The 24423-nt window shown below is 42.3% G+C and carries 16 protein-coding genes; 6 read left to right on the forward strand and 10 right to left on the reverse strand.

Annotated features, from left to right (window positions below):
- Positions 1-2 precede the first annotated feature (2 nt).
- Positions 3-473, forward strand: coding sequence for a Cys-tRNA(Pro) deacylase (gene ybaK / locus J8L84_RS02510; RefSeq protein WP_211069322.1), 471 nt, complete (start codon positions 3-5; stop codon positions 471-473).
- Positions 474-552: 79 nt separating this feature from the next.
- Here the strand turns inward: ybaK and J8L84_RS02515 are convergent, their stop codons facing one another.
- The 4 genes from J8L84_RS02515 to pheS all read right to left on the reverse strand — a co-directional run bounded on the left by J8L84_RS02515 (position 553) and on the right by pheS (position 4947).
- Entirely contained in the window at positions 553-1143 is a 591-nt protein-coding gene (locus J8L84_RS02515; protein WP_211069323.1) for a hypothetical protein, read from the reverse strand.
- 118 nt (positions 1144-1261) lie between these two features.
- Positions 1262-1561 carry an integration host factor subunit alpha gene (ihfA, locus tag J8L84_RS02520; protein ID WP_013784550.1) on the reverse strand — a complete coding sequence of 100 codons (300 nt, stop codon included), beginning with the start codon at positions 1559-1561 and terminating at the stop codon, positions 1262-1264.
- Positions 1562-1564: 3 nt separating this feature from the next.
- Positions 1565-3952, reverse strand: coding sequence for a phenylalanine--tRNA ligase subunit beta (gene pheT / locus J8L84_RS02525; RefSeq protein ID WP_211069324.1), 2388 nt, complete (start codon positions 3950-3952; stop codon positions 1565-1567).
- Positions 3953-3966: 14 nt separating this feature from the next.
- Positions 3967-4947: a phenylalanine--tRNA ligase subunit alpha gene (pheS, locus tag J8L84_RS02530; protein WP_211069673.1), complete on the reverse strand. Its 981-nt coding sequence runs from the start codon at positions 4945-4947 to the stop codon at positions 3967-3969.
- A 431-nt stretch (positions 4948-5378) separates the two neighbouring features.
- On the opposite strand from pheS, the gene J8L84_RS02535 reads away from it, so the two are divergent.
- A complete protein-coding gene (locus J8L84_RS02535) occupies positions 5379-7583 on the forward strand; it encodes a multiheme c-type cytochrome (protein WP_211069325.1) in 2205 nt (734 codons plus the stop codon).
- A gap of 226 nt (positions 7584-7809) precedes the next feature.
- On the forward strand, positions 7810-8715 hold the full coding sequence (locus J8L84_RS02540) for a family 16 glycosylhydrolase (protein WP_247670533.1): 906 nt from the start codon (positions 7810-7812) through the stop codon (positions 8713-8715).
- Positions 8716-8939: 224 nt separating this feature from the next.
- Here J8L84_RS02540 and J8L84_RS02545 read toward each other — a convergent pair whose 3' ends face one another.
- The 3 genes from J8L84_RS02545 to J8L84_RS02555 all read right to left on the reverse strand — a co-directional run bounded on the left by J8L84_RS02545 (position 8940) and on the right by J8L84_RS02555 (position 12155).
- Positions 8940-9413, reverse strand: coding sequence for an amidohydrolase family protein (locus J8L84_RS02545; protein ID WP_348771807.1), 474 nt, complete (start codon positions 9411-9413; stop codon positions 8940-8942).
- A gap of 7 nt (positions 9414-9420) precedes the next feature.
- On the reverse strand, positions 9421-10242 hold the full coding sequence (locus J8L84_RS02550; protein ID WP_211069327.1) for an amidohydrolase family protein: 822 nt from the start codon (positions 10240-10242) through the stop codon (positions 9421-9423).
- Between the two features lie 134 nt (positions 10243-10376).
- The gene (locus tag J8L84_RS02555; protein WP_211069675.1) at positions 10377-12155 is read right to left on the reverse strand and encodes a CRTAC1 family protein; all 1779 of its coding nucleotides are present in this window, start codon (positions 12153-12155) and stop codon (positions 10377-10379) included.
- A gap of 292 nt (positions 12156-12447) precedes the next feature.
- Between J8L84_RS02555 and J8L84_RS02560 the strand changes: the two genes are divergently transcribed.
- Positions 12448-13482 carry an SMP-30/gluconolactonase/LRE family protein gene (locus J8L84_RS02560; protein ID WP_211069328.1) on the forward strand — a complete coding sequence of 345 codons (1035 nt, stop codon included), beginning with the start codon at positions 12448-12450 and terminating at the stop codon, positions 13480-13482.
- 156 nt (positions 13483-13638) lie between these two features.
- Here J8L84_RS02560 and J8L84_RS02565 read toward each other — a convergent pair whose 3' ends face one another.
- From J8L84_RS02565 to J8L84_RS02575, 3 genes are read right to left on the reverse strand one after another with little or no spacing between them, the layout of a single operon-like run.
- Entirely contained in the window at positions 13639-15138 is a 1500-nt protein-coding gene (locus J8L84_RS02565) for a sulfatase-like hydrolase/transferase (protein WP_211069329.1), read from the reverse strand.
- Between the two features lie 39 nt (positions 15139-15177).
- Positions 15178-15882 carry an SDR family oxidoreductase gene (locus J8L84_RS02570; protein ID WP_211069330.1) on the reverse strand — a complete coding sequence of 235 codons (705 nt, stop codon included), beginning with the start codon at positions 15880-15882 and terminating at the stop codon, positions 15178-15180.
- A 50-nt stretch (positions 15883-15932) separates the two neighbouring features.
- Complete coding sequence (locus J8L84_RS02575; protein WP_211069331.1) at positions 15933-17900, reverse strand: CRTAC1 family protein; 1968 nt, start codon at positions 17898-17900, stop codon at positions 15933-15935.
- Between the two features lie 731 nt (positions 17901-18631).
- Between J8L84_RS02575 and J8L84_RS02580 the strand changes: the two genes are divergently transcribed.
- Positions 18632-22360: a TonB-dependent receptor gene (locus tag J8L84_RS02580; RefSeq protein ID WP_211069332.1), complete on the forward strand. Its 3729-nt coding sequence runs from the start codon at positions 18632-18634 to the stop codon at positions 22358-22360.
- Between the two features lie 60 nt (positions 22361-22420).
- On the forward strand, positions 22421-24169 hold the full coding sequence (locus J8L84_RS02585; protein WP_211069333.1) for an Ig-like domain-containing protein: 1749 nt from the start codon (positions 22421-22423) through the stop codon (positions 24167-24169).
- Positions 24170-24423 lie beyond the last annotated feature (254 nt).

Raw genomic sequence — 24423 nt, forward strand, 5'->3', positions numbered from 1 at the left:
CGATGACCCCTGCAGTTACCCTACTAAAGAAAAAGCGCATTGCCCATACTATTTTAAAGTACGATCACGACAGCAATGCGCCCTCTTATGGCCTAGAAGCAGCCGATAAACTAAACCTTGAACCACGTTCGGTATTTAAAACGCTAGTGGTAAGTGATGAAACCAATAAATTAGCTGTGGCGCTAGTGCCCGTAAACACAACGCTGAGCGAAAAAAAGCTGGCAAAGGTATTAGGTGTTAAAAAAATCACCATGGCCCCAAGCGAGACCGTGGTTGCCACTACCGGTTATTTGTTAGGTGGAGTAAGCCCATTAGGGCAGAAAAAGCGCTTGGTAACCGTGTTGCATGAAAGCGCGTTAGCTTTCGACGTAATTTATGTTAGTGCAGGTAAACGGGGTTTAGAGCTAGAAATAGCGCCGCAACACATTATTAGTTTAATGCAGGCCAAAGCCGCAGAGATTGCCGCGGGGTAACAAAGTAAGGTTATCGTTAACCTTAATTTTCAAACTTACTTTCAGCCTTCTTTTAGCTTTGTTTTAGCTTTGTTTTTACTTATTTAGGCTCGTCTATGGTTAGCGACAGCGAGTCACCCTCAGCACGTGCTAACCAGCGCTGCTTCGCTTCATTCAATGCCGCTTCACTGGGCGGCGTTGTGCCCGAAATTGCAGAGGCCATTTGAACAATAATAGCATCACGTTTTTCAAGCAACGCTTCTGTACGCTCGTATAAATCGTACGCCTCAGGGTATTCTTCTTTTAAATTACCCATATCTTTCAGTGCGTAATAACGCGCTTCAAACGCTTCGTTAAACAGTTGACGTTTAGCGTTAAACACCACGTAATCGTGAGCTTGTTGCGAACCTAAGTATTCAATATGTGTTTGCGCTAAATAGCCTGCTTTGGCAACCACTTGCGCTTGTTCCATCCACGTATTAATGGCTTCTTCGTCGCCATTTTTAACGGCCTCTTTAACCCCAGCTTGTAAATCACTGGCGTGCAGAATTTCCATTAAGGTAATAACAGGAACTTGTGCCGACGCTTGATCGCGCTGATTAGTATCTTCCGCTAAATAAACAAACCAACCTGCAACGGCAAAAACAATACACATGAAAACAGCAGCAATAATGAGAAGCGCTTTAACCACACTTTCCTCCAGACATAATGAAAAGAAACGCAGCAACAAGGTTACTGGTTTTTAAAAAGGCAATACAAAAAAGAGCGAGTTGCCCCGCTCTTTCATAAGTATTGTAACGACCGGTAGATTACTGGTCGATAGGTGAAGAGTTTTCTACGCGACTCTTCAATTTCTGACCCGGGCGGAAAGTTACCACCCGACGCGCTTTAATTGGAATGTCTTCACCGGTTTTAGGGTTCCGGCCCGGACGTTCATTTTTATCACGCAAGTCGAAGTTGCCAAAACCTGACAGTTTTACTTGCTCACCAGCTTCTAAAGCGCCTTTTATCTCTTCGAAAAAAAGCTCTACCAGATCTTTAGCATCACGTTTGTTAATGCCTAACTTTTCGAATAGGTGTTCAGCCATCTCGGCTTTGGTCAATGCCATAGTTTACTCTCTTAACGCGGCCTCAAACTCAGATTCCAGACCTTTAACCACAGTATCTACAGCCTGCTGAATTTCAGCTTCTTCTAAGGTTTTTTCCGGATCTTGTAAGTGAAGTGACAATGCAAGGCTCTTGTAACCAGGTTCAATTCCCTTGCCTTTGTACACGTCAAACAAGTTTAAGCCAACTAGTTGATTTACGCCAATTTCTTCTATGTAAGAAAGAATATTTCCTACACTCACTTCATCTTTAACCGTAATAGCAATATCACGGCGGTTCGATGGGAAGCGGGATACAGGCGCAGCAGACGGTAATTTGCGTGCAGTTACAGCTTCAACTTCAAGCTCGAACACAAAAACGCGACCATTAACACCCAATACCTTCGTAAACTGCGGGTGTATAGCACCAATATAGCCAACTTCTTCATCATTAAGCAAAATTTTTGCAGTCATACCCGGATGCAACGCACTATGTTGGGCACTTACAAAACTAAACTCCCCCGTTTTACCGGTAAGCGCTAGTAAAGCCTCTACATCTGCCTTTGCATCGAAGAAATCAACTGGGTTGTCGCCTAAATCCCAATGCTCTTCGTTACGACGCCCTGCTACTACACCACCAATAACCTGCTGTTGCAATACACCATTAGGCGTATCTTGTTGAGGTATAAAGCGTAATCCTGTTTCAAAAAGACGTACTCTGCCCTGTTGACGCTTTTGGTTGTAAGCTGTTGCACCTAATAGGCCAGGCCACAAGCTAACGCGCATTACAGACATGTCTGATGAAATAGGATGCGGCAATACCATGCTCTTCGCATCAGGAAATAGCGCACTTTGAATTTTAGGGTCGACAAACGAGTATGTAATCGCTTCATTATAGCCACGGCTTAATAATAACGACTTCATCGAGTTAACCGACAACACTGCTTCTTGTGAAGGCAACATAGACAACGCAGCCGTTGGCGCAACATGTGGAATGTTGTTATAGCCATACACACGCGCTACTTCTTCTATCAAGTCTTCTTCAATGGCAATGTCAAAACGATAACTTGGCGCCTTCGCTTCCCAACCTTCATTGGTTTGGACAACGTTTAAGCCAAGACGTTCAAGAATTTCAAGCACTTGAGCGTCGTCTATGGTTATACCTAACACGCGGGCTAAACGATCACGTCGAAGTAAAACACTGGCTTGTTTAGGCAGTTTGTCTTCTTCACACGCTTCAACCACTGGGCCTGCTTCACCACCGCATATCTCTAAAATAAGGGCTGTTGCGCGCTCCATGGCGTTACGCTGAAGTTGTGAATCTACGCCACGCTCATAGCGGTGCGACGCATCGGTATGCAAACCGTACTGACGTGCGCGGCCCATAATGGCATCGCGGCTGAAAAACGCACTTTCTAGCAAGATATCTTTGGTTTCTGTATTTACACCTGAATGTAAACCACCAAAAATACCTGCCATAGCAAGGGCTTTATTGTCGTCAGCAATCACTAACGTATCGTCGTTAAGCTTAGCTTCTGTTTCATCTAGCAACGTAAGGGTTTCACCCTTATTCGCCATACGCACGTTTACACTGCCTTCAATTGAAGCAAGGTTAAATGCGTGCATTGGTTGACCAAGCTCTAACAAAATAAAGTTAGTAACATCAACAATAAGGTCGATACTGCGAATACCACAGCGGCGAAGCTTTTCGCTTAACCATAGCGGCGTAGCAGAAGCTACGTTAACATTGCGCAGCACTCGGCCTACATAACGTGGGCACGCTTCTGGGGCGCTCAAGTTAATCGTAATGCTGTCGTCAATGGTAGCAGCCACAGGGCTAATAGCCGGTTCGCACACGTCTAGGTTGTTTAACACACCCACTTCGCGTGCAATACCACGAATACCAAGGCAATCGGCTCTGTTTGGCGTTAAATCTACTTCAATAGAGGTATCGTCTAGGTCTAGGTAATCACGAATATTAGTGCCAACTGGGGCATCGGCTGGCAATTCAATAATGCCATCGTGATCGTCGCTAATACCTAGCTCGGAAAAACTACACAACATGCCCATAGAAGGCTCGCCGCGCAATTTTGCTTTTTTAATTTTAAAGTTACCCGGTAGCACCGCGCCTACAACAGCAACGGCTACTTTAATACCTTCACGGCAATTCGGCGCACCACAAACAATATCGCGAAGCTCGCCATCACCTACGTTTACTTTAGTAACACGTAATTTATCGGCATTTGGGTGTTGGCCACATTCAACCACTTCCCCAACCAATACGCCGCTGAATTCACCGGCAACAGGTTCAACACCATCAACTTCAAGGCCAGCCATGCTTAACTGTTCAGACAGTTCGTTAGCCGACAAAGCAGGGTTAACCCATTCTCTTAACCACTTTTCACTGAATTTCATGCTTACTCTCTGCCTTAGTTGAACTGTTTAAGGAAACGAAGATCGTTTTCAAAAAACGAACGCAAATCATTCACGCCGTAGCGCAACATGGTTAAACGCTCTACGCCCATACCAAAGGCAAAGCCAGTGTATTGTTCAGGGTCGATGTTTACCGCTTTAAGTACATTAGGATGTACCATGCCGCAGCCTAGTACTTCTAACCACTGGCCGTTTTTACCCATCACATCTACTTCGGCAGATGGCTCGGTAAACGGGAAGTAAGACGGACGAAAACGCACTTCAAGCGACTCTTCAAAAAAGTGATTCAAGAAGTCGTGCAAAATACCTTTAAGGTCGGTAAAGCTTACGTTTTTGTCTACCATCAAACCTTCAACCTGATGGAACATAGGCGTATGGGTTTGGTCGTAATCGTTACGATAAACACGCCCTGGCGAGATGATACGTAATGGCGGCTGTTCAGCTTCCATAGTACGAATTTGCACGCCCGAGGTTTGGGTACGCAGCATCATGTCTGGATTGAAATAGAAGGTGTCGTGATCGGCACGGGCTGGGTGATTAGCCGGAATGTTCAAGGCGTCGAAGTTATGAAAACCGTCTTCAATTTCAGGGCCGGTTTTAACTGCAAAACCAAGCTCACCAAAGAAAGATTCAATACGCGCGATGGTACGGCTAACCGGATGCAAGTTGCCCGGCGCTTCGGTGCGGCCAGGTAACGTAACATCAATGGCTTCTTCAGCAAGCTTCTTGTTAAGTTCTTCGCTGCGCAGGGCTTCACCTTTCGCAGAAATAGCTTGCTGAATTTGCTGTTTGGCCACGTTAATTTTCTGACCAGCCGCTGGGCGTTCTTCGTTAGATAACTTGCCAAGCCCTTTAAGTAAGTCGGTAAGTTTACCTTTCTTACCCATGAATTCGACCCTAACTTGGTCTAGAGTGGCTGCATCTTGTGCAGCGTCAATCAGTTCTTTTGCCTGATTGATAATAGCGTCAAGCTCCATGTTTTCCTCAATTGACATGATGACTGGATAACCACGGTGCACTATGTATAGCTTTACAACATAGCCCTGTAAAAGGCTAACTATAGTGCGTGAATTTGTGGCTTGCCTGAATAAAGGCGACAGTTTACACGACTGATAGACATAACCGCTACCCTATATGGCTGATATTGGCAGATTTTTGTACCAAGCTAGGGTAAAACATCCCGGATAGGGGTTTATCGTTACCCTAATATCAACATTTATTCAATTGACTGCCTATATTTATGTGTAAACGCCAGACTGAGTATACCAATTAGCTTTATAACTGTGCCGCCTAAAAAGAGCACCGCTACATTACTAACGTGACAATACATGCTATGTATGCATTGTTCAGACATGAAGATAAAAGTATGGTAACGTTGAGTAGTTGTTGTCACATGAGAGCTAATGTTGTGCAAAAGTGGGTTAAGTTCACCGCGGCGTTCTTCTTGTTTTATATCAGTCTTCCCGCGTATTCAAACGAGCAAGCTAACTGTTTAAGTTGTCATGCCAAACAAGTAAATGAATGGCGGGAATCTGATCACAGCAAAGCCATGAGCCATGCATCAGAACAAACCGTTTTGGGTAATTTCAACAACGTAACTACTACTCACTTATCTCAAACTGCGCGCTTTTACAAAAACAGTAACCAGTTTATGGTCTCGCTTACCGAAGCGAGCAAAACAACTAATTACACTATTTCGTATGTGTTCGGACACTTCCCTTTACAACAGTATTTAATTGAGACTGAATTGGGCCGTTTTCAAGTATTCCCTTTTGCGTGGGATAGCAGAAGTCAATCAAATGGAGGGCAGCGTTGGTATCCTAATTATCAAGCTGAAGACATTGGTGAAAAGGACAGGCTACACTGGAAACAGCCAATGCAAAACTGGAATGGTATGTGTGCTGACTGCCATTCGACCGGTTTGAAGCGCAATTTCGATAACAAAACACATTCGTTTAACAGCCACTTTGACACAATTAATGTATCCTGTATTTCTTGTCATGGAAATATGAAAGCACACCATGATTCCGCAAAGGTCACACAAAGCTTAGCGCCTTCACAAAAACAGTATTCCCATACCAATCTTTCAACAGTTGAGCAGAAAGCACTGGGGCAGTGGTTATTAGAAAACGACGAAAAAATAGCAAGCTGGAAAGAATTAGATAACGGTGAATACAAGCCAGCTAAGCGAGATAACCGTTTCATGGATACCTGTTTTGGCTGCCACTCGTTGCGCTCGCCTCTCTCTGACGGAATTAATCCCGAACAAGCTTATTTGGAACAATTTACGCCTTCGTTGCTTATTTCTCCCCTTTACTTCGACGATGGGCAAATTCGAGAAGAAGTTTATGTCTACGGCTCGTTTCTACAAAGTCGTATGTATGAAGCAGGCGTAAACTGTATTGACTGTCACAACCCTCATACAATGAAAGTGAAAGCAAAAGGGAATGGCTTATGTTTGCAGTGTCATTCAGCAAACGCCTATGAAGGTGAAAAACACACAAAACATCCGAGTGATAGTGAGGCTAGCCGATGTGTAAATTGCCATATGCCTACTCGCACTTACATGGGGGTTGACGCAAGAAGAGATCATAGTTTTAGTATTCCCACCCCTCACGTATCACAGAAAACCGGCGCACCCAATGCATGTCTAAATTGTCATGAAAACGACAACTCATGGGTATCTGAGCACTTAACTGATTGGTATGAACGTGCGTCTACCTTAAGTAATGAAGAAGAAAAATATATTGATTTTATGCACGGCGAGCCGATGAATAAAACAACTATGCTTGGTCTAGTTCACGCTAAATCACTACCTATTATTAAACGTGCAACCGTTTTATCGTCTTTGCCTACTCGCTTGAAAGCATTGAGCGACAGAGACCTACGAACATTTATTCGAAATAAAGAGCCGCTATTACGGCTAGCTGCAGCGCAAGCAGGTAGAGCTCTTCCATCCAATGAGCGAATAAAATCATATACATCATTGCTAAGCGACAAATACAAGGCGATAAGGGTTGCAGCAGTAAATAACCTCATCGGTTTTGGTTTAAAAACTGACGCATTTAAAAAAGCGCTGAACGAACTTAGTTTATCCAACGAAGTTAATCAGTGGCGTGGCGAAGGAAACTTAAATCAGAGTTTAGTTAACTATCAATTGGGTGATATCAATGAAGCCGAAGCGCTATTAAAACAAGGTATTAAAATAGATCCTTACTTTGAAGCAAATTATATCAATCTCGCTGAACTTTACCGCAGCCAAAATAAAGCAGAGCTTGAAAAACAAACCCTTGAAGATGCGGTAAAAGCGGTTCCAAATAGCGACCTTGTTTACTATTCACTTGGTATGTTAAATATTCGCCTACAAAATAAACCCACCGCCGTTAAGTTATTTAAAAAAGCGACTGAACTAGCACCTACTAATGCGCAAAACTGGTATATTTATGCCCTTGCTTTGGACAATATTGGACAAACGCAAAATGGTATTACCACGATTAAAGAAGGCGTATCACATGTGCAAGAGAGAACCCTTGTAGAATTAGGCATGTCTCTTTCTAAAAAGCAGGGAGATCGTGAATCGTTTAGTTACTTTCGTTCAAAAATGCCGGATTAAAAAGAGAAATCAACGGCTCATCCCCCTCCCTCTTTAGTTTATTAACAATTTAACAACAATTAATTGCAATACGCCCCAAAACAAAACATCATATCTTAAGCAAGGTATCACCACTAAATTGGAAGCTTACGTTATGATGAAAAAACAATACAAGAGGGTTTGTCTGGCCTCGTTATTACTGAGTATGAACACTGGGTACAATGCATATGCAGATAGCCTTTTACCGATGTCAGACCCATCAAACAAGGGAAACTGGGTACTTAATACAGAAGTTAGTGATGAATTTGATGCAGACAAAATTGATGAAGACAGGTGGTTTATTGTCGGTAAATTCAAAGATGGCGTACCACAATATGTGCACCCAGATAAACCAGAAAAATGGGTGTGGAAAGGTCGAGCACCGTCCCAATTCTCTGGTCGTAACTACCGTTTAGAAGACGGAAAACTAATGCTTGAAGCCCGCTGGGAACCGGACTTCCCTTTCACTGATGAAGTTAGAAAACCGGTATTTGGTGAGCCGATGAAGCACGAGAATATCACCACCCCCTGTTTCATCGGCCGCCGCTCTTTTACCTATGGGTACATTGAAATAAAAAGTAAATCTGCAGATGCAGAGGTAACCAGTGCTTTCTGGTCTATGGGGCCCAAGATGGAGTTCGACTTTTTCGAATCGTTTGGTGATAGCCGTGAAGACCCAAATAAAGATCATTTAGACAGCGAGTTATGGTGGTCAATTCGAGACTGGGAAAAACCTGTTGGGGGCAAACCTAGCTACACAGAAAGAAAGCAACTAGGTTTTAGAATGTCCGATGACTTTCATGTTTATGGCATTGAATGGAGCGAGAGTGGCATAAACTACTACATTGACGGAAAGCTCTTTTCCTCGATGACACCAAAACAAGCAACTGCGTGGGCTAAGCAAAACCGTAAAGATCTTCCCGATGACTATAATGGCTATGTCGCCACCCGTCCTATTAATTTATGGCTGGATATGGAAACCTTCCCTTGGCATGGCTACCCAAATAGTCTGGAGGATTTAGAACAGAACAGCCCTGAGGATAAAAAACATGATGGTGTGGTAGACTTTGAAGTTGAGTATATTCGCGTGTGGCAAAAGCCTGAAGCTAAGTGATAAAAACTACATACTTTCTAAATAAAATACCGAATCAGCAGGCTGAGCAACAAAACTGTTCTTCAGCCTGTATTTTAACTGAAGCACGCTACCTGGTAGCGTGCTTTTTAAACCAGCAAAGCGGCAACTTACATAGGGTTTTGCTTTTACGGCTAAAATTTTCATATGGCCAATTTCTTTAAGACCATAATTAGCAAGATGTAAGGATAGAACATTTTTTAATGTTAATACTCGTACACTAATTCGCCATTTATGTAATGCTTTAAAACCTTAATCTCTCTTATCAGGTTTGCAGGCACTGTACGAGGATCATGGGATAAAACTACAAAATCAGCGAACTTTCCTTTTTCTAATGTGCCTCTTTTTAGTTCGTCGTTCAGTGAGTAACTATTTGTTACTGTGTAGGCGGTGAGTGCTTGTTCTACCGATATTTTTTGTTCTGCAATCCAGCCTTGGGGGTTAGTATTATCAAGAGTGCTTCTTGTAACTGCGGCATAAATGCCTTCAAAAGGTGACAAAGGGGCAACGGGCCAATCCGACCCAAACGTCAATAACCCACCTTGCTCCAAAATAGATTTAAATGCATAGGCTGTAGGCAATCTTTTAGGGCCTATTCGCTCTTCTGCCCACTGACCATCATCGATTGCATGATAAGGCTGCATGGATGCGATAACGCCAAGTTCAGCTAACTTTCTGATTGCATCTTCAGAGGGGTGTTGAAACGAACGCTCTTATCTTCATAATTTCGCGTTTTTCTGCGAGCTTAAAAATGTCTAGCATTGTTGTTTCAGATGGATAAGCAGTTACAGCATGTACTTTTGATATTCCCAAACTCAACGCGAGCTCTTGCGCCATCGCAAATTGTTTCATTAATTCATCGTCACTCGGCGATGGTAAAATATTTAAGATAAGATTAAGGGCGTTTCCCTTTAAAAGTCCTGTAGGCTCGCCATGTTCGTCCCGTACTATGACTCCACCTTTTGGATTTGGGGTATTGCGATCAATACCAGCAAGCCTTAATCCCAGTGAATTTACTAACGCTTGGTGTCCGTCAATTCGAATAACATAAACTGGGTTATTTAATGTAACTGAATCAATCCAAGATTTATCGGGCAGCATTCCGCCCCAGTTTTGATGATCCCAGTTGCCATTTAAAATCCATTGATGAGGGGGTAAAGTTTTTGCGTAAGCGGCCATTAGTTGGGTAAATTCTTTTGGAGTAGTAACGGGTCTTAAATCGATACTAGCTAGTGCAGCGCCCCCCTCCATGAAATGCACGTGGTTATCTGTGAAGCCATGCATTACAAACCTCCCACCGAGATCTACGATCTTCTCGCCTTTTAACTGCTTAGGTATATCGTTTCCAACAAAGACAATCTTATCCTTGTCTATGGCTATTACAGACTGTTCTGTTTTACCCTTTGCTCCTGTCCATACTGTTACGTTTGTAAAAACAGTAGCAGCCGAAGTACATAGTGAAAATACAGAGATGATTAAACCAAAACTTATCAAAAGAAATGTGTTCAATTTTAATAGCCTTAAATTGATTAGCGGTTTGCTTGTAGAATACTAGGTTGCACTTTAAACGTTAAGTCGCATTAAAGCTGAAAACTTAGTCTATTACTTACCGATCCTCAATACTTTGTTTATGAACAATAATTTTACAGTTTAACCTTCGATCCAGCCTCTCTATCTTCTAAAGACTTTTCTTCACCATTAGGCCAAATAACATGCACTTTCTCAACGCTGTCACATTCACCAATACCAAAGTGCATATTATTGTTTAACATATAATGGAAACCGTCACCCGTGGCACCAACATGCTGCGTTTGTTGTTTGCCGCAGGCTGTAATAGTGACTTTAGCGCCTGTTGGCTGAGCTTTTTGAACCTCAGATACTCCGACTTCTACTTTGATGAAATTACCCAACGCATCTTTTTGAATTTGGTTTTTAGCCAAATACCAACGCCCCCTCTCATTGCCGTATACCACGTCAACCCGACCATCTTGGTCATAGTCGAAAGCAGTTATTCCAACACCTGTAGCGCCAATCTCATCGGATGTTAAGCCTGCGTGAGAGAACTTACTAAAGCTCTTCCCCTGCTGATTCATCAATACGTAGTGCTCAATAGGTAGCGCCATATTTCCATAGGGGGTTATGGCTAAATCCATAAAGCCGTCGTTATTGAAATCTGCCACTGCAACACTGGTGGTTTGTTCCTGTATATTGATACCTAAGCGTTGGGTAACATCTACAAATTTGCCGTTGCGATTTTCTAGTAAAAGAGCAGGTAAAGGCTTTCGCTTCATCTCATCAGGGTGATTAACAACATTCTTTATTACTGCCGATAATCGCGACTTCACTGCACCACCAATACGCCATTTACTGTTCCCCAAATAGCCAATATGTAGGCCTTTTAGTTCGCTATCTGCCGGCCAGCCCATTGCGTTTTGTGGTGTTATTTCAAGACGACCATCCATATAGTGAGCTGCACGCACTGCTTCAACAACTTTCCTCTCTCGGCCTAGCTGAATGTTATAGGTTGCCCACGTTTCTTGGATGTTTTCCAGAATAAGATTTTCACCTTCAATAGTGATGTCTTCAAACATAAAACTTTTTCTAAATACAAAGAACGCAAAGTTTTTATCTTTAGGGTCGTAATAAGATTCCTGTTGAAATTGATATTGGCTGCGGGCTAGAAACAGGTCAAAGTCACCGTCGTTGTCATAATCTATTTCTGCAATATTGATCACATTGTGGGTATTAGCTAAATCACCTAAGACTTCTTTTGTACTATCAACATAACTTCCTTCGCCCTGGCCTATCGATAGCGTCATATCTTTACCACCAAAAGTAAGTACGTCGGAAATATCGTCATTATTCACATCAGTGACCAGCGTTTTAAACGATAGCGGGTCATGAGGAATAGATAGTGTTAGAGGGGGCGAAAAGTTCTTGCCCGAATTAAAGTAAAGTTGATTTGTTGTCAAAGACTTTACGCGTTTAGGCGCAAAGCCGGTTGTGAATAAATCCAACTTATTATCACCATTGGCCTCTAGAAATTTAATGGCCCGTCCTCTACTGGCACTGAAGTGCGAAAACGTGCCGCCTTTTGTGATATTTCGTTGTTTGTCCACACTGAAATAAATGGGTCGCCTTGGATTTCCTCCATCGCCACCACCTGGTGATACAACAATATCCATCTTGCCGTCACCATCGTAATCCGACACGCCTAAACCATGTGTGTCTCCAGTTACTATTACAATAGGTTCAGAGAAGTGCCCTTCGTTGTTCCAGTAAATAAGTGCGTTAGTACCATGCTGAGTGGTTATCACATCATCCCACCCATCTTGATCAACGTCGGCAGTAACAGCGGCTCCCCACTTTCGTTGAAGAGACTGAGTAAAAGGAATAATCCCATTCGTTCTTTTGAAAACCAGCGGGGGGAGTTTGTTGGTTTACTCATTGCTGAAGCATGCTCGCTAGCGCATCCACTAAGTAGAGCCGATGCCACTATGGACATAATGCAACACGCAAAAGACACATTTTTTACTGGGTTCATTTTTACTCTCTCAATCTGTCATTACCAGCTAACAATAAAAAACAACTGAAAAAATACATATTAGTTATTAAATTTCACAGCAGCATGTACATATTATATATTTAAACATATTATGTTTATGGTTTGTTATTAAAATTTATCGGTAATATTAATTTTTACGTGGAGAACATATGAAAAATTTCTGCTTTATCAGCATTGTTGTGGCAATTTTCACTATTACAAACAGTGCACACGCTGCTGAAAATTTACAAGTGGCAAAGCTTTTTGCAAATTTGCCAGATAACTGCCCTACGCCAGATGCTTTTGCAATCGCGCCAAATGGATCGCTTACGCTTTCATGCCCTAATTTCGCTAATAACAAGCTACAAGGAGAGTTGTTTTCTGTAGACAAATTAGGAAATGTAAGCCATTTAGTCACTGTTCCAAAACTTGGCCTATCGAAAAAAGCCAATCCAATGGGGATCGCATATGACTCTCAGGGTGCACTATATGTCGCAGATGCAAGAGGAATCAAAGATGGGCGTATTCTTAAAATGTCGTTTGACCAGAACAAGTTGGTTAAAACAGAAATAGTTGCGTCCGGTATCAATCCTAATGGACTAAGAATTCACGACAGCGCGGTATACATTACTCAGCCTATGATGCCTAAAATCAATACAGACGGAATGACTAGTGGAATTTATCGATTCTCATTAACTGACAGAGACAAGACAATGACTAATTCATTACTGGATAAGGAACTCATTTTCAATGTTCAAACCGATAATCCAGATATTCAAGTAGGTCTTGATGGACTGGATTTTGACAAAGATGGCTATCTATTTACAACTGATTTAGGTGATGGCGAAGTGTATAAGTTGACGCTAGACAGTGATGGGAATGTTGTAAGAAAAGAACTGTATATGAACATTCCGAATGACGCTCGAATAGATGGCATGGTGTTTGACGATGAAGGTAATTTGTATCTCGCTGGCTTTGGTCTAAATCAAGTTTTTAAAATAACATCCAATAAACGGCTGATAAAAATTGCCGACTATCCCGATAATGATGGAAGTAATGGTCAAATTGATCAACCCGCAGACCTCATGGTTTACGACGGAAAGCTTGTAATTTCGAACTTTGACCTGATGAAAGGAAATGGGCTTCGTAATACTGAACATAGCAAGCCCTACACCCTGTCATATATAAATCTAAAGAAGTTTTAGAGAAAAGTACGATACCTGCAATGTCGTAAAGTTGTAGCATAGCCCCTGTAAAATAGGCGTCGGCTCATAAGGGGCTAAATAGAATGAAGAAGACGCCAATTTTGCCTTGTCTTTAAACAATCTGATCCTATCGACACATTACTGCTAGCGTGAACATTAGTGCGCAGACGCCGGACGTATCAACAGCTTCCCTTCAGACTCTTTCCCATCTGACGGTTTCTGCCAGTAGTGGTCCATCCTATCTATATCGTAATTTTCAAACTTGCGTTCTAGTAGCCAACGAGGTCTTTCTAACGTGGACTCCCATTCGAATATTTTCTTGAACAGCATTTTTACAAGTTCTGGATTCTCAGCGGCTACATCTCTAAATTCCTTTTCATCGTTATCGATGTAATAAAGCTCTGCAGGACGGTCTGGAAAGCGCATTAATTTCCAGTTTCCAGCGCGTACAGTGGCTCGCGTATCTTTTTTCCAATATAGAAATTCATGGGGTGCATCTTGAAGCGTACCTTGAACAAAAGGTATCAAGTTAACACCGTCTATATTTTCTAACGTTGATGTATCACCACCGCCAGCCGCAAAAAACGTAGGAAGTAAATCTAATGTACTTACAGGATGCGTGTACGTAGTTCCGTGATCAAATACACCAGGCCATTTCATAACGTATGGCACCCGTACCCCACCCTCCAAGTGATTAGATTTAGTTCCACTTAAAGGGAAGTTATCTGAAGCGTTCATATCGGTAGGGCCGCCATTATCATTGGTGAATACCACCAAGGTGTTATCTTCAATACCTAAGCGTTTCAGCGTGTCTAATACCTTGCCAGACGCTCGGTCCATGGCATACATCATGGCGGCAACTGTTTTTCGCTTGCCGGTTAGATTAGGAAATTTCGCTAAGTCTTCTTTTGTAGCTTCCATAGGAGTATGAGGAGCATTGAACGAAAGGAATACAAAAAACGGCTTTTCAGCCTCTGTGCTCCGTTCGATAAAGTCTATTGCTTCATCGGCAAGTTCATCTGTTAAATATTCTTTGGGCTCTTGGTATTGAGCAAAATTTCGCTCCATCAATTCAAGTTTTGAAGGCGCTTTTCCCTCATCATAAGCAAAATAACTGCGCGCACCGCCGCGAAAACCATAGAATTCATCGAAGCCTCGATTTAACGGATGAAATTTATCAGCTCCTCCTACATGCCACTTACCATAATAAGCGGATGTGTAGCCTTGCTCTTTAAGGTAATCGGCCATCATTTTTTCTTCAACAGGTACACCCATTTCGTCCCCATCAAGGGCTGAATTCTTACTCATATAGCCTGGAACGTTATTTTCCTCAAAGCCAAAGCGTTGCTGGTAACGTCCGGTTAATAATCCAGCCCTTGACGGTCCACATGTAGGATCAGAAACATAACCTTGCTCGAACCTTACTCCCTCGTGAGCAAGCTGGTCGAGGTTAGGGGTTTTTATTACTTTACTTCCTTGAAAGCCAAAATCACCATAACCAGCATCATCAGAAAAAATAAAAACGATGTTGGGTTTTGATTGCTGTTTCGAGTCAACTTCTGTGCCGTGAATACTTCCTTGAGCAAACGATATTGCTGGGATCACAGATAAACACAGTGCCCATAATCCAAGCGCCTTGTGATTATGTTTTTTCATTGCTTTGTCCTTCTAGTACAAATTTATAAATACAAAAAATCATGTGAAGTTTTCTTCAAACTGCGGACGGATCACAAGTTCGTGAATATGCACTAACTCCTCTGCCTGCAGTAAATTAAAAACTGCCTTCGCGACATCTTCGGCGTGCAAGTATTCTGGTCGCTGAGCCTCTCTAAAGTCAGTATCAACTCCACCGGGGTAAACTGAGAGCATCTTAATATTGTCGCCGCGTAACTCCTTTCGCATCACTTTGGTATAAGCATCTAGCGCCGCTTTACTTGCCGTGTAAGCGGCTATTCCAGGGTTTGAGAATAAACAAGCCGTAGAAAGAATATTAATGATTACGCCCTGCTTGAGACTTTGCATACAGGAAGCTACCGCCTGCATACATCGTATTGGCGCATAGCAATTTACTTCCATTAACCAATCTAGTTCTGAAAGTTCGGTATCTAGTCCTGTTTTCCTAATATTATTAAGCCCAGCACAGTTTACGAGAACGTCTACACTTCCATGTCTTTCAATAGCACGTTTAAAGAAACCAGAGGTTTGTTGAACATTGGTTAGACAAAAGCTCTCGCTGTAGAGCGAGTCAGAAGGTAAATCCCTCACTGTTTGCATCAACTTTTCATCGCTACGCCCACACAGGCTCAACAAATATTTATCGCCTGTTAGAAGCATGGCTAATGCCTTGCCTATTCCAGAAGATGCGCCGGTAATTACAATATGCATTTTCCTATCTGCCATAACGGCACCTTGACGCATTGCTATCTCGCTTTGTCATTATTCGCCAACTCTTACCACTTCAGGTAGGTATTCAACTTGCTAAATGTCTTAGTAGCTTGCGTTTTATCACTCCACGTGATGGTAACGGTTACAGGCTCATCACAGCTCCCCACACCAAAATGTAAAGCATTGTTAGCGCTTAAAGAGTAAGCAGCCGATGTTTGTCCTACTTTCTTTCTTTGCATATTGCCACACGCTAAAATCTCTACAACCGATCCCATAGCGTTACCATTAGCCTTCGGAGAAGAAGGAACATATATTCCGAAAAAGTTATTTTGTGAGAATGTATTGTGAAAGAGGTGCCATTTGCCACGATCGTTACCTACAAGCAGGTCAACTTGACCATCCAAGTCGTAATCTAGAGGTTCTACACCAAGTCCTAACGCACCAAGCTCCGCACTTATTACGCCATGAGATGCATTCAACTTTAATTGCTTACCTTGTTCATTTGTAAAAACCAACGCTGTATTAGGGTGAATAAGATCGCCTTTCTGGGCGATTACAAGGTCGCTATAACCATCGTTGTTGATATCAGCCACTGCAGATGCAACCGTGTTTGCCTGATACATTATCCCTAGCTGCTGAGAAACATCTTCAAATTTCCCACCGTTATTTTTTAATACCACATCGCGTATAGCTTTAGGTTTTTCCATATGTGGGAATGCGGCAACGCCTTTTATAACCCCCGTGGAAATAGAAAAGGTTGCTGTCGCAAATTGCCATTTATCATTTCCAACATACCCAATATATGCTCCTTTTTTGTCTAAGGTGTCAGGAAAACCAAGCGCGTCACTATTTACAATTCGCACATTTCTGCCAATGTGCGTTTCACCTTCAAACGCGTAGGGATAAGCAGATTCACCAACAAACAAATCTTTTGTTGGCCATTGGCTTTGAAAGTTGATCAGCTCTATGACTGGACCCGCTTTAAACTGAGGGAATTTATGGGCACCTCGCAGCCAATAGTAGCCCATTAATTGCTGGCTTTTATCGTAGAAGGTTTGGCCAGGTTGATATTCAACCGAGCGTGTTATGAATAAATCAAAGTCTCCATCGTTGTCGAAATCAATTTCATTAAAACTTGTCACGTCATGTAAGGGGAATGGAAAAATGCTGTCAGTGACTTCATTATAATCAAATGCTTCAGTCGCTTGATAAGCCCTCGCCTTATCGTTGCCATAAATTATAAGATCAGGCAGACCATCGTCATTAAAATCGGTAACCAGTGTTTTCTGCCCATCACCTTTCACTGAAGGAAATTTAATGATTTCGTTAAATTGACCATTCTTAGTATTTTTAAACACATAGCTTTCACTCTCTCCTTTCATCTCGCGCGATGGGAAAGCAAAATTTAGCATATCAAGCCAACCATCTTGGTTTAAATCTATTAGTTTTACCGTTCGCCCACGCATAAATGGCATGGGGTTATCGAAGTCTGGCATAGCTGAAATTGAACGGTCTTTACCTATGCGGAAGAGCTTAGTATTCCTAGCATTACTCCCGGAACCGCCTCCTCTTGAAACCGCTATCTCTGTGCTACCGTCTTTATCAAAGTCCCCGGCAGTAATGCCGTGCATGTCCCCCATTATGAGATCATAGGGCTTAGCAAAGCGTCCGTTATTGTTCCACAATACCTTTAAACTAAAACCGTGATCGTTCAACAAGAGATCTGGATAGCCGTCCTGATCAAGGTCTGCGACAGTCGGCACATCCCATTTACGTAAATTACTATTTTTAATCGGAAAATTGATTGTATCCGGCTCGAATTGAATGTTTTCTTTATCACCAGTAACGGTATGAAAAGTGCCCTTATGATTGAAATTCTCTGCACTAAGTGCCGTGTCGTTTTTTTGTGGAACACTTGCACAAGCAACATTGAAAGTACTGACCGCAAATGCTATCAAAATGACTTCTAATATCTTTTTATTTGGAAAATCGACACTCTTAAAGGTGCCAATAAATAGACGCTTAATAAACATTTTTAGTTCTCTAGGCAACGAGCTATTTCAAAATCAACAAGCCCTTATCAAATACCACCTTAATATACATCATATGTTTTGTGAATGTTAAGTAATTTTACAAATAATATCTGACGCCTTAGTCGGTTGAGTATTTGAAATGACTTTTGATGCCAAGGAAGGTATGGCTTGTTTTCTCGCCATATCCTAATGAAGAATGGATTGTGGTCTAACACAATATATTTAATAAAAGCTCGTAATTTTCGGTTGATAACAAGTGCGACTTGTTTAAGGACCTCCCCTAGCTACAAACTCTCGCCTTAACCCATTTTTACTAGAAAGCCCTATCCTCAACACTTTCACCTATATTTTTTACGATTCATTTCAATGATTTACCTCTATAAACACAAAACATTGTTAATTAATTGTGAACTATGTTTGAATTTATAAACATCATATGTTTATATTTGTTAAATGAAAGATAAGGTGTTTTCAAATTAGTTAAAAAACGCTGAATTCGCTTGCTATCAAAATGAAATGCCAACAGTGCCTTTTTTTTAGATAGCGACGTGAAAACTTATCCCGTTTGGCATTTCGTATTGTCTGCCAGTGAAACGTTGATATGCAATACTTTAAATCAGAGATAAAGCTTTAAAATCAATAGATTAAAATCAATTAGGGAGCTTAAATTATTTTATTGAGAAATAAATGAACTCATTCAAACTACGTTATAACGATAGGTAGAAAACCACATGCACAACATATTTAAACTTAATGCGATTACGACCGTGGTGCTCGCATCTTGTTTGAGTCAGCCTCTGTGGGCTCAAGAAGCCCCCCAAGAGCGCGACGAGCAAGAAATTAAAAACACAACGAAAAATGAAAAAGAATCAGATATCGAAGTTATTGAAGTACAGGGAATTAAAGGAAGCTTACAAAAGTCAGTAAACTCCAAACGATTTAACGATAGCGTTTCAGATTCAATACACGCAGAAGATGTAGGGAAGTCAACTGACCAAAACATCGCTGATGCTCTATCGCGCGTTACCGGCGTTACTGTGCAAGAAGAAGCTGGAGAAGGTACCAGAATTTCTGTACGGGGTGCAGGTCCATCACTAAATCAAGTGTCTATCAATGGCGTTGCACTTACAGGCGGATTAAGTGGTGGCGGTGGTAACGGTGTTAACAATAATAGTGTTGACTTGAGTTCATTTTCTGCAGATATTTTATCCTCGATAGATGTAGTAAAAACAGCAGCTGCCGATCAAGACGAAGGTTCTCTTGGCGCAAATATTGAGTTAAAAACAGTACGCCCTCTCTCTTTAAATAAGCCACGGCGATCTTTTACCTTCGAAGGTAGATACAACGAGTTTGCTGATGATGAAGATTATCGAATTGTTGGAAGCTTTTCAGAAAAACTATTTGACGATCGACTCGGTTTTATTATCACCGCCACTAAAGATAGGCAAAACACACGCGTCGATAGAATTGATACTGATTGGGCAAACCAAGCAGTACAAATATCAGATGCGCTGGATGAAGGCAGCCGAGCAAGATCAGCAACTGATTTAGCAACAGGGCAACCTATTAGGGTTCTTGGGTATCAGCGCGACAACAGTGGCGAACTTATCCTTGGCGAAGACGGCCAACCTATATCGAACCCGATTGAAAGCCTCTTAAATTACGACCCAACAACTCAAACCCTGGTTGAGGGGGATTTATTCGTTATGGGTCGCGAATTTATAAACTACAACTTGAATACTGACCAACGCGACAGACTTTCTATATCGACTGGTATCCAGTACGAAGTGAGTGACGACACTATGCTTCAAGTCGATATTACGCATACAAATCAGAAGATACTCACAGACAACCATCGCATGTTCATGAACATTGCGCCGTTGACTCCTCTTATTCACCAAGATGATAACAATGTAGCGTTGAATGTTGTCGATCTTTCAACGAATACACTACAGCGATCAACGAGTCGCTCTATTACAGGGGGGTTCAACAGAGCAAGGGGGCTGAGGGAGCTAACGACTAACGTAGTCACGTTAGATTTACTTCACAGCTTTACTGACGACCTAACGATGAACTTTAGAGCGGGTTATTCTGGCTCAAAAGATGAAACGCCTGAAAGAGCTGACCCCGATGCCTTTTTTACAATAGGTACAGCAACATGGGGAACTGCTGGACGAAACGTTGTTGAAGCGATGCCGTCAGATATTCTCGAATTGGTTGGCTACGATTGTACTCAAGGTTCATTATCAGATTGTGAGTATTTCACGGGAAGTACACCGGGCGAATTTGATGCCTTTGACGGTAGTGCAAACAGCGTGACCAGCCGTTTCAATCCGTTTGACTTGCAACATAATCATCTTGGAAATCTAGCGTTTAGAGAAAACAAATTTAAAGATACGAACAAATCTGTTTTCATCGACTTCGACTATGCGCTTAATAATGATTACGTAACCAGTATAGAGTTCGGCGGGAAATACGCGCATAGAAACCGTGACGTATCGATAAAAAATACCGCGATTACTAACGGCGAGGACCTGATTGCTTTAGACGATCCTGATGCAGAATTTGACGTTCGGGGTTTAGCATCTATTCGTGTCGCAAATATGCTTTCAGACGAAGCATTTCCATATGATAACTACGGCGAAGATTTACAAGCAAACCTAAATAATGAGTTCTGGGGTGGTTGGCCGTTACTGGATGCCCAAAAAGCGTTAGAACTGCTCTCTGGTAAAGACCCTTCAGAGATTGGCGTACGGTTTAGCGACCAAGGTACCCGTGAAATCACCACAGAGACAATGGCTGCATATTTCAAAGCTAACTTTGAATTTATGGATGGCCGACTTACCGGTAACGTTGGTGTTCGCTACGTAAAAGATGAAAACGAAGCTTCTGGCATTGGCGGTATTAATTATATTAGAGCACCTCAAGTCATCGACCCTTACAACTTGTTTGTAGAAAGAGACTTAGGGAACACAAGCCTAGCCCCCTGCCCGCTAGGCGTACCGATTGCCAATGGCGATACCCGCTACACGCCTCAAAATGAAGCTGAATTGAGTAATTGCTGGGCCTGGGCATTAACCCATGGATACAACTTCAACAACGCTGCAACCATACCTTTTGACGTTAATACGGGTCAGTTTCTTGTTATGGGCCCTGATGGACAAACTGGTATAGACGTAAACCGCTTGGTATTTCAAGATGAAAATGGCAATTTCGTCTTTAACGAATTACCCGGCCAAATTTATGACGCTAACGGCAACTTAGTGCCAACAAACGCATCTAGCTGGGCGCGATTTAACCAAAGTGGTTATGTATGGCCTTTCTTGGATAGAAGTACATCGTTTACCGGCCCTAATGGTACAGGTCAAGAAGTACAAGTTAGAACAGCACCAGTCACTGATTCAGCTTCAAGCTCTATTTGGTTACCCAGTCTAACCTTAAATTATGCGCTGAACCAAGAAACTATTGTGCGCTTTGCGTTAACCAAAACGATGACTCGTCCGCGGTTCGACTCTTTAAACCCCTCCGCTTTCATCCGCGAAAATCAATTTGGTTTAGCGTCTGGGAACGCAGGTAATACGGCGCTTAAACCGCTAACGTCTAATAACATTGATTTGTCTTACGAATGGTATTTCAGCAATTCAGGATTGTTGTCTGCGGCTATATTCTATAAAGACATGGATAACTTCGAAGAGACCGTTGTTACCCCTTTTCACTATCGCGATGTAAGAGAAGAAGTTGATCTGCAAAGCTCTGATCTACTTCTCGACTTTGATGAAAACCGCACACCCGGAGGTGAAGATGATTGTCATCCACTTCGACTTTCTGCGGGCTTCTTCGAACAATGGAGAATTGAATGTGATGTTGCCAATATCAATACTTCAAAAAATGGATCAGGTGCAACTACTGAAGGTCTAGAGCTTGGCTACACACAAAACTATGATTTCTTACCGGGAATTTGGTCTGGTTTTGGTGCAACCATTAACTACACCTACCAGAAATCTGAGTCTGATCCTGTTGAAATTGGATCGTCTGGTCGTTTCTTGAAACCACTACCCCAACCTTTTACGCCTAGACATTCCGCTAACGCGACACTGTTCTATGAAAAAGATGGTATTCAGTTAAGACTAGCGCATCGTTACACAGGTCAGCAATTAGTTAACCGCGGATTATCTGGCGTATCGCTATGGCAGGATGATTCCCACAGACTGGATCTCAGTGCGTCTTATGCCATTAATAAAAACCTTACTGTTACGTTTAACGCGCTGAACATTACCGACGATACCAGAAGAAACTTTGTAACCGCTGCAAATGCTATTAATCCAAATAACGTGAATAGCAACGAAATTGTGCTTGATGAAGGCAGTATTTACGAAGACAGCAGTATTCCTCAAGAACGCACGGCATCGTTATTTAAGTTCGGTCGTCAGTTCCGAGTAGGTATTCGCGGAACATTCTAATCATTCAATTTATTCGGCCAGATTTAACTCTGGCCAATTTCATATTTTTGGAGAAGTAAGATGAAAAAAAACTTACTAAAAATATCTGCTCTCGCTGCTACGATAACAACTGCGCTCACAGGATGTGGCGGTGGAACAGACGAAGGTTTTAACCCTAATTTCAGTGCCGACACACCACTTGTTATTTCTATGCCAGTGCTAAGTGCTGAAATGGCGGAAGAGTCTGGTGAGCAAACTATCGATCTTGTGGCGGGCGTTACGGTAGATGGTCAACCTGCCCAGGGTAATATCGTAATTTCTGATTTACAGTTCACCACTTCACCTTTATACAGAACACCGCAATCGCCTTCTATTGGGCAGCCCAACCAAACCATATCACCTTTCACAGTAGAGGGCAGAAACTTGGTTGTGGATACTGATTTATTCGCTGATCGATTAAGCACATGCGATACCAGTGACAACTTCGGTTCAACGCCTGGTTCTGAACCCGATGGCATCTTAGATAACCCTCCATCGGTTACTTATACCATTGACTTTGCCATAGACAACGGTTTTAACTTGCAGCCTGGCGAGATTCTGCCTCGACGGATTCTTGAACTCACCGTAAACGCCATTTTCGATGAAGTAGAGAATGTAACGGCAGAACCGGTAAGAGTATCACTTGGCAAAGAAGGTGCACTATTCGCTACTGTGTTACCACAAAAGGCATGCGATCAACGTTTATCCTATAACGTAGCGGATGAAAGCATTGCTACGATAGATGACAACGGTAATATTACGACTATCGCTATAGGTGAAACAACGGTAACAGTCACCAGCTTAAGTAACCCCGAACTATCTACAACAGTGGCTTTGGAAGTGTTCTCTGAGTTTACTCTAAATTTGACAAATAAAGACACTGATGAAAATGGGCTAACAACCGAAATTAAGACTACTCCATCATGTGTTTCTGCTGGTTTATATGTAGAACCACAGCCGGCTTCAGGCGAAACGCTTACTGGAGAGTATACCTACGAATGGTCTTCATCTAACGACATCGACTTCCCATTAACTGAAACAATACATTTCGGTGAAGGTGGAATCGGCCGCTTTAGCACAGGTGATTTAAACAACGTAGGCTCACAATTTGAAGCAAGTGTTGCTTATTTATCGGGTAATACAGGCACGTTCCCTAGCGATGAGGTTGAGAGTAAAAGTGCGACTGTTATTGTTGAAAAGAACTTAATGTGTGATCCGGGTACGTCGGCGCATCCAGCAGGGTTTAATACCGACTTTAACTTAGATGGTGAGGGCGCCCCTTGGAAACCAGATGGCTTAGTGACTACTGTAAACGAAGCCTTATCAGGTAACGCGTTAGAAGTAACTATGACCAATGCCAATTCAGGCTTTACGCGTATTTTACAACAAGTATTCAATAAGCAACGCAATTGGCACAGTTCAACCTATGGCCTTGGTGGTGCAAGTGTAGGGAAAACCTACAAGTTTGCAATGTGGGTTAAACTTCAAGAAATGCCTCAAGAAGAAGTGCAGTTACGTCATGTTGTGCTGCCATTTGCGTATGAAGGTGGACCCACAGGTCCGGGCTTCGACAAAAGGCTAGATGCGGCTGGAATATTTACAGCCATGTTAAGGCCCACCACTGAATGGCAACTCATTGAGTTTGTTGATGATGCTACTGGGAGTCGGCAATGGTCAGTGCCAGAAAATTGGTCCCTAGTTACAGATGTATTCGTATTTTATGAATTCATTGGCTTCCCAGTAGGCGCTAAAGTATTGATTGATGAATACTCTTCGGTAGAAGTTCAGTAACTACAAATTGTTAAGGCGACACAAAAGCGCGGCCAGAAGGCCGCGTTTTTTTATCCTACACAAAGCAAAATAAAATCAACAACTACGACAAAAACATTCATTAACGGGTGTTGGCGAACTAACGAAGATAATCATGGCATTGATTGTTGATGCCCCCACGATTAACAGTATGCATCAGCTAATAATATTGAAATTCATTGATAACCAAATGGTTGAACGGGTAATTCAGCGTTCGCGCTAGAGGCCCTATAATT

The organism is Alteromonas sp. MMG017 (assembly GCF_018100795.1).
Lineage (GTDB): Bacteria > Pseudomonadota > Gammaproteobacteria > Enterobacterales > Alteromonadaceae > Alteromonas.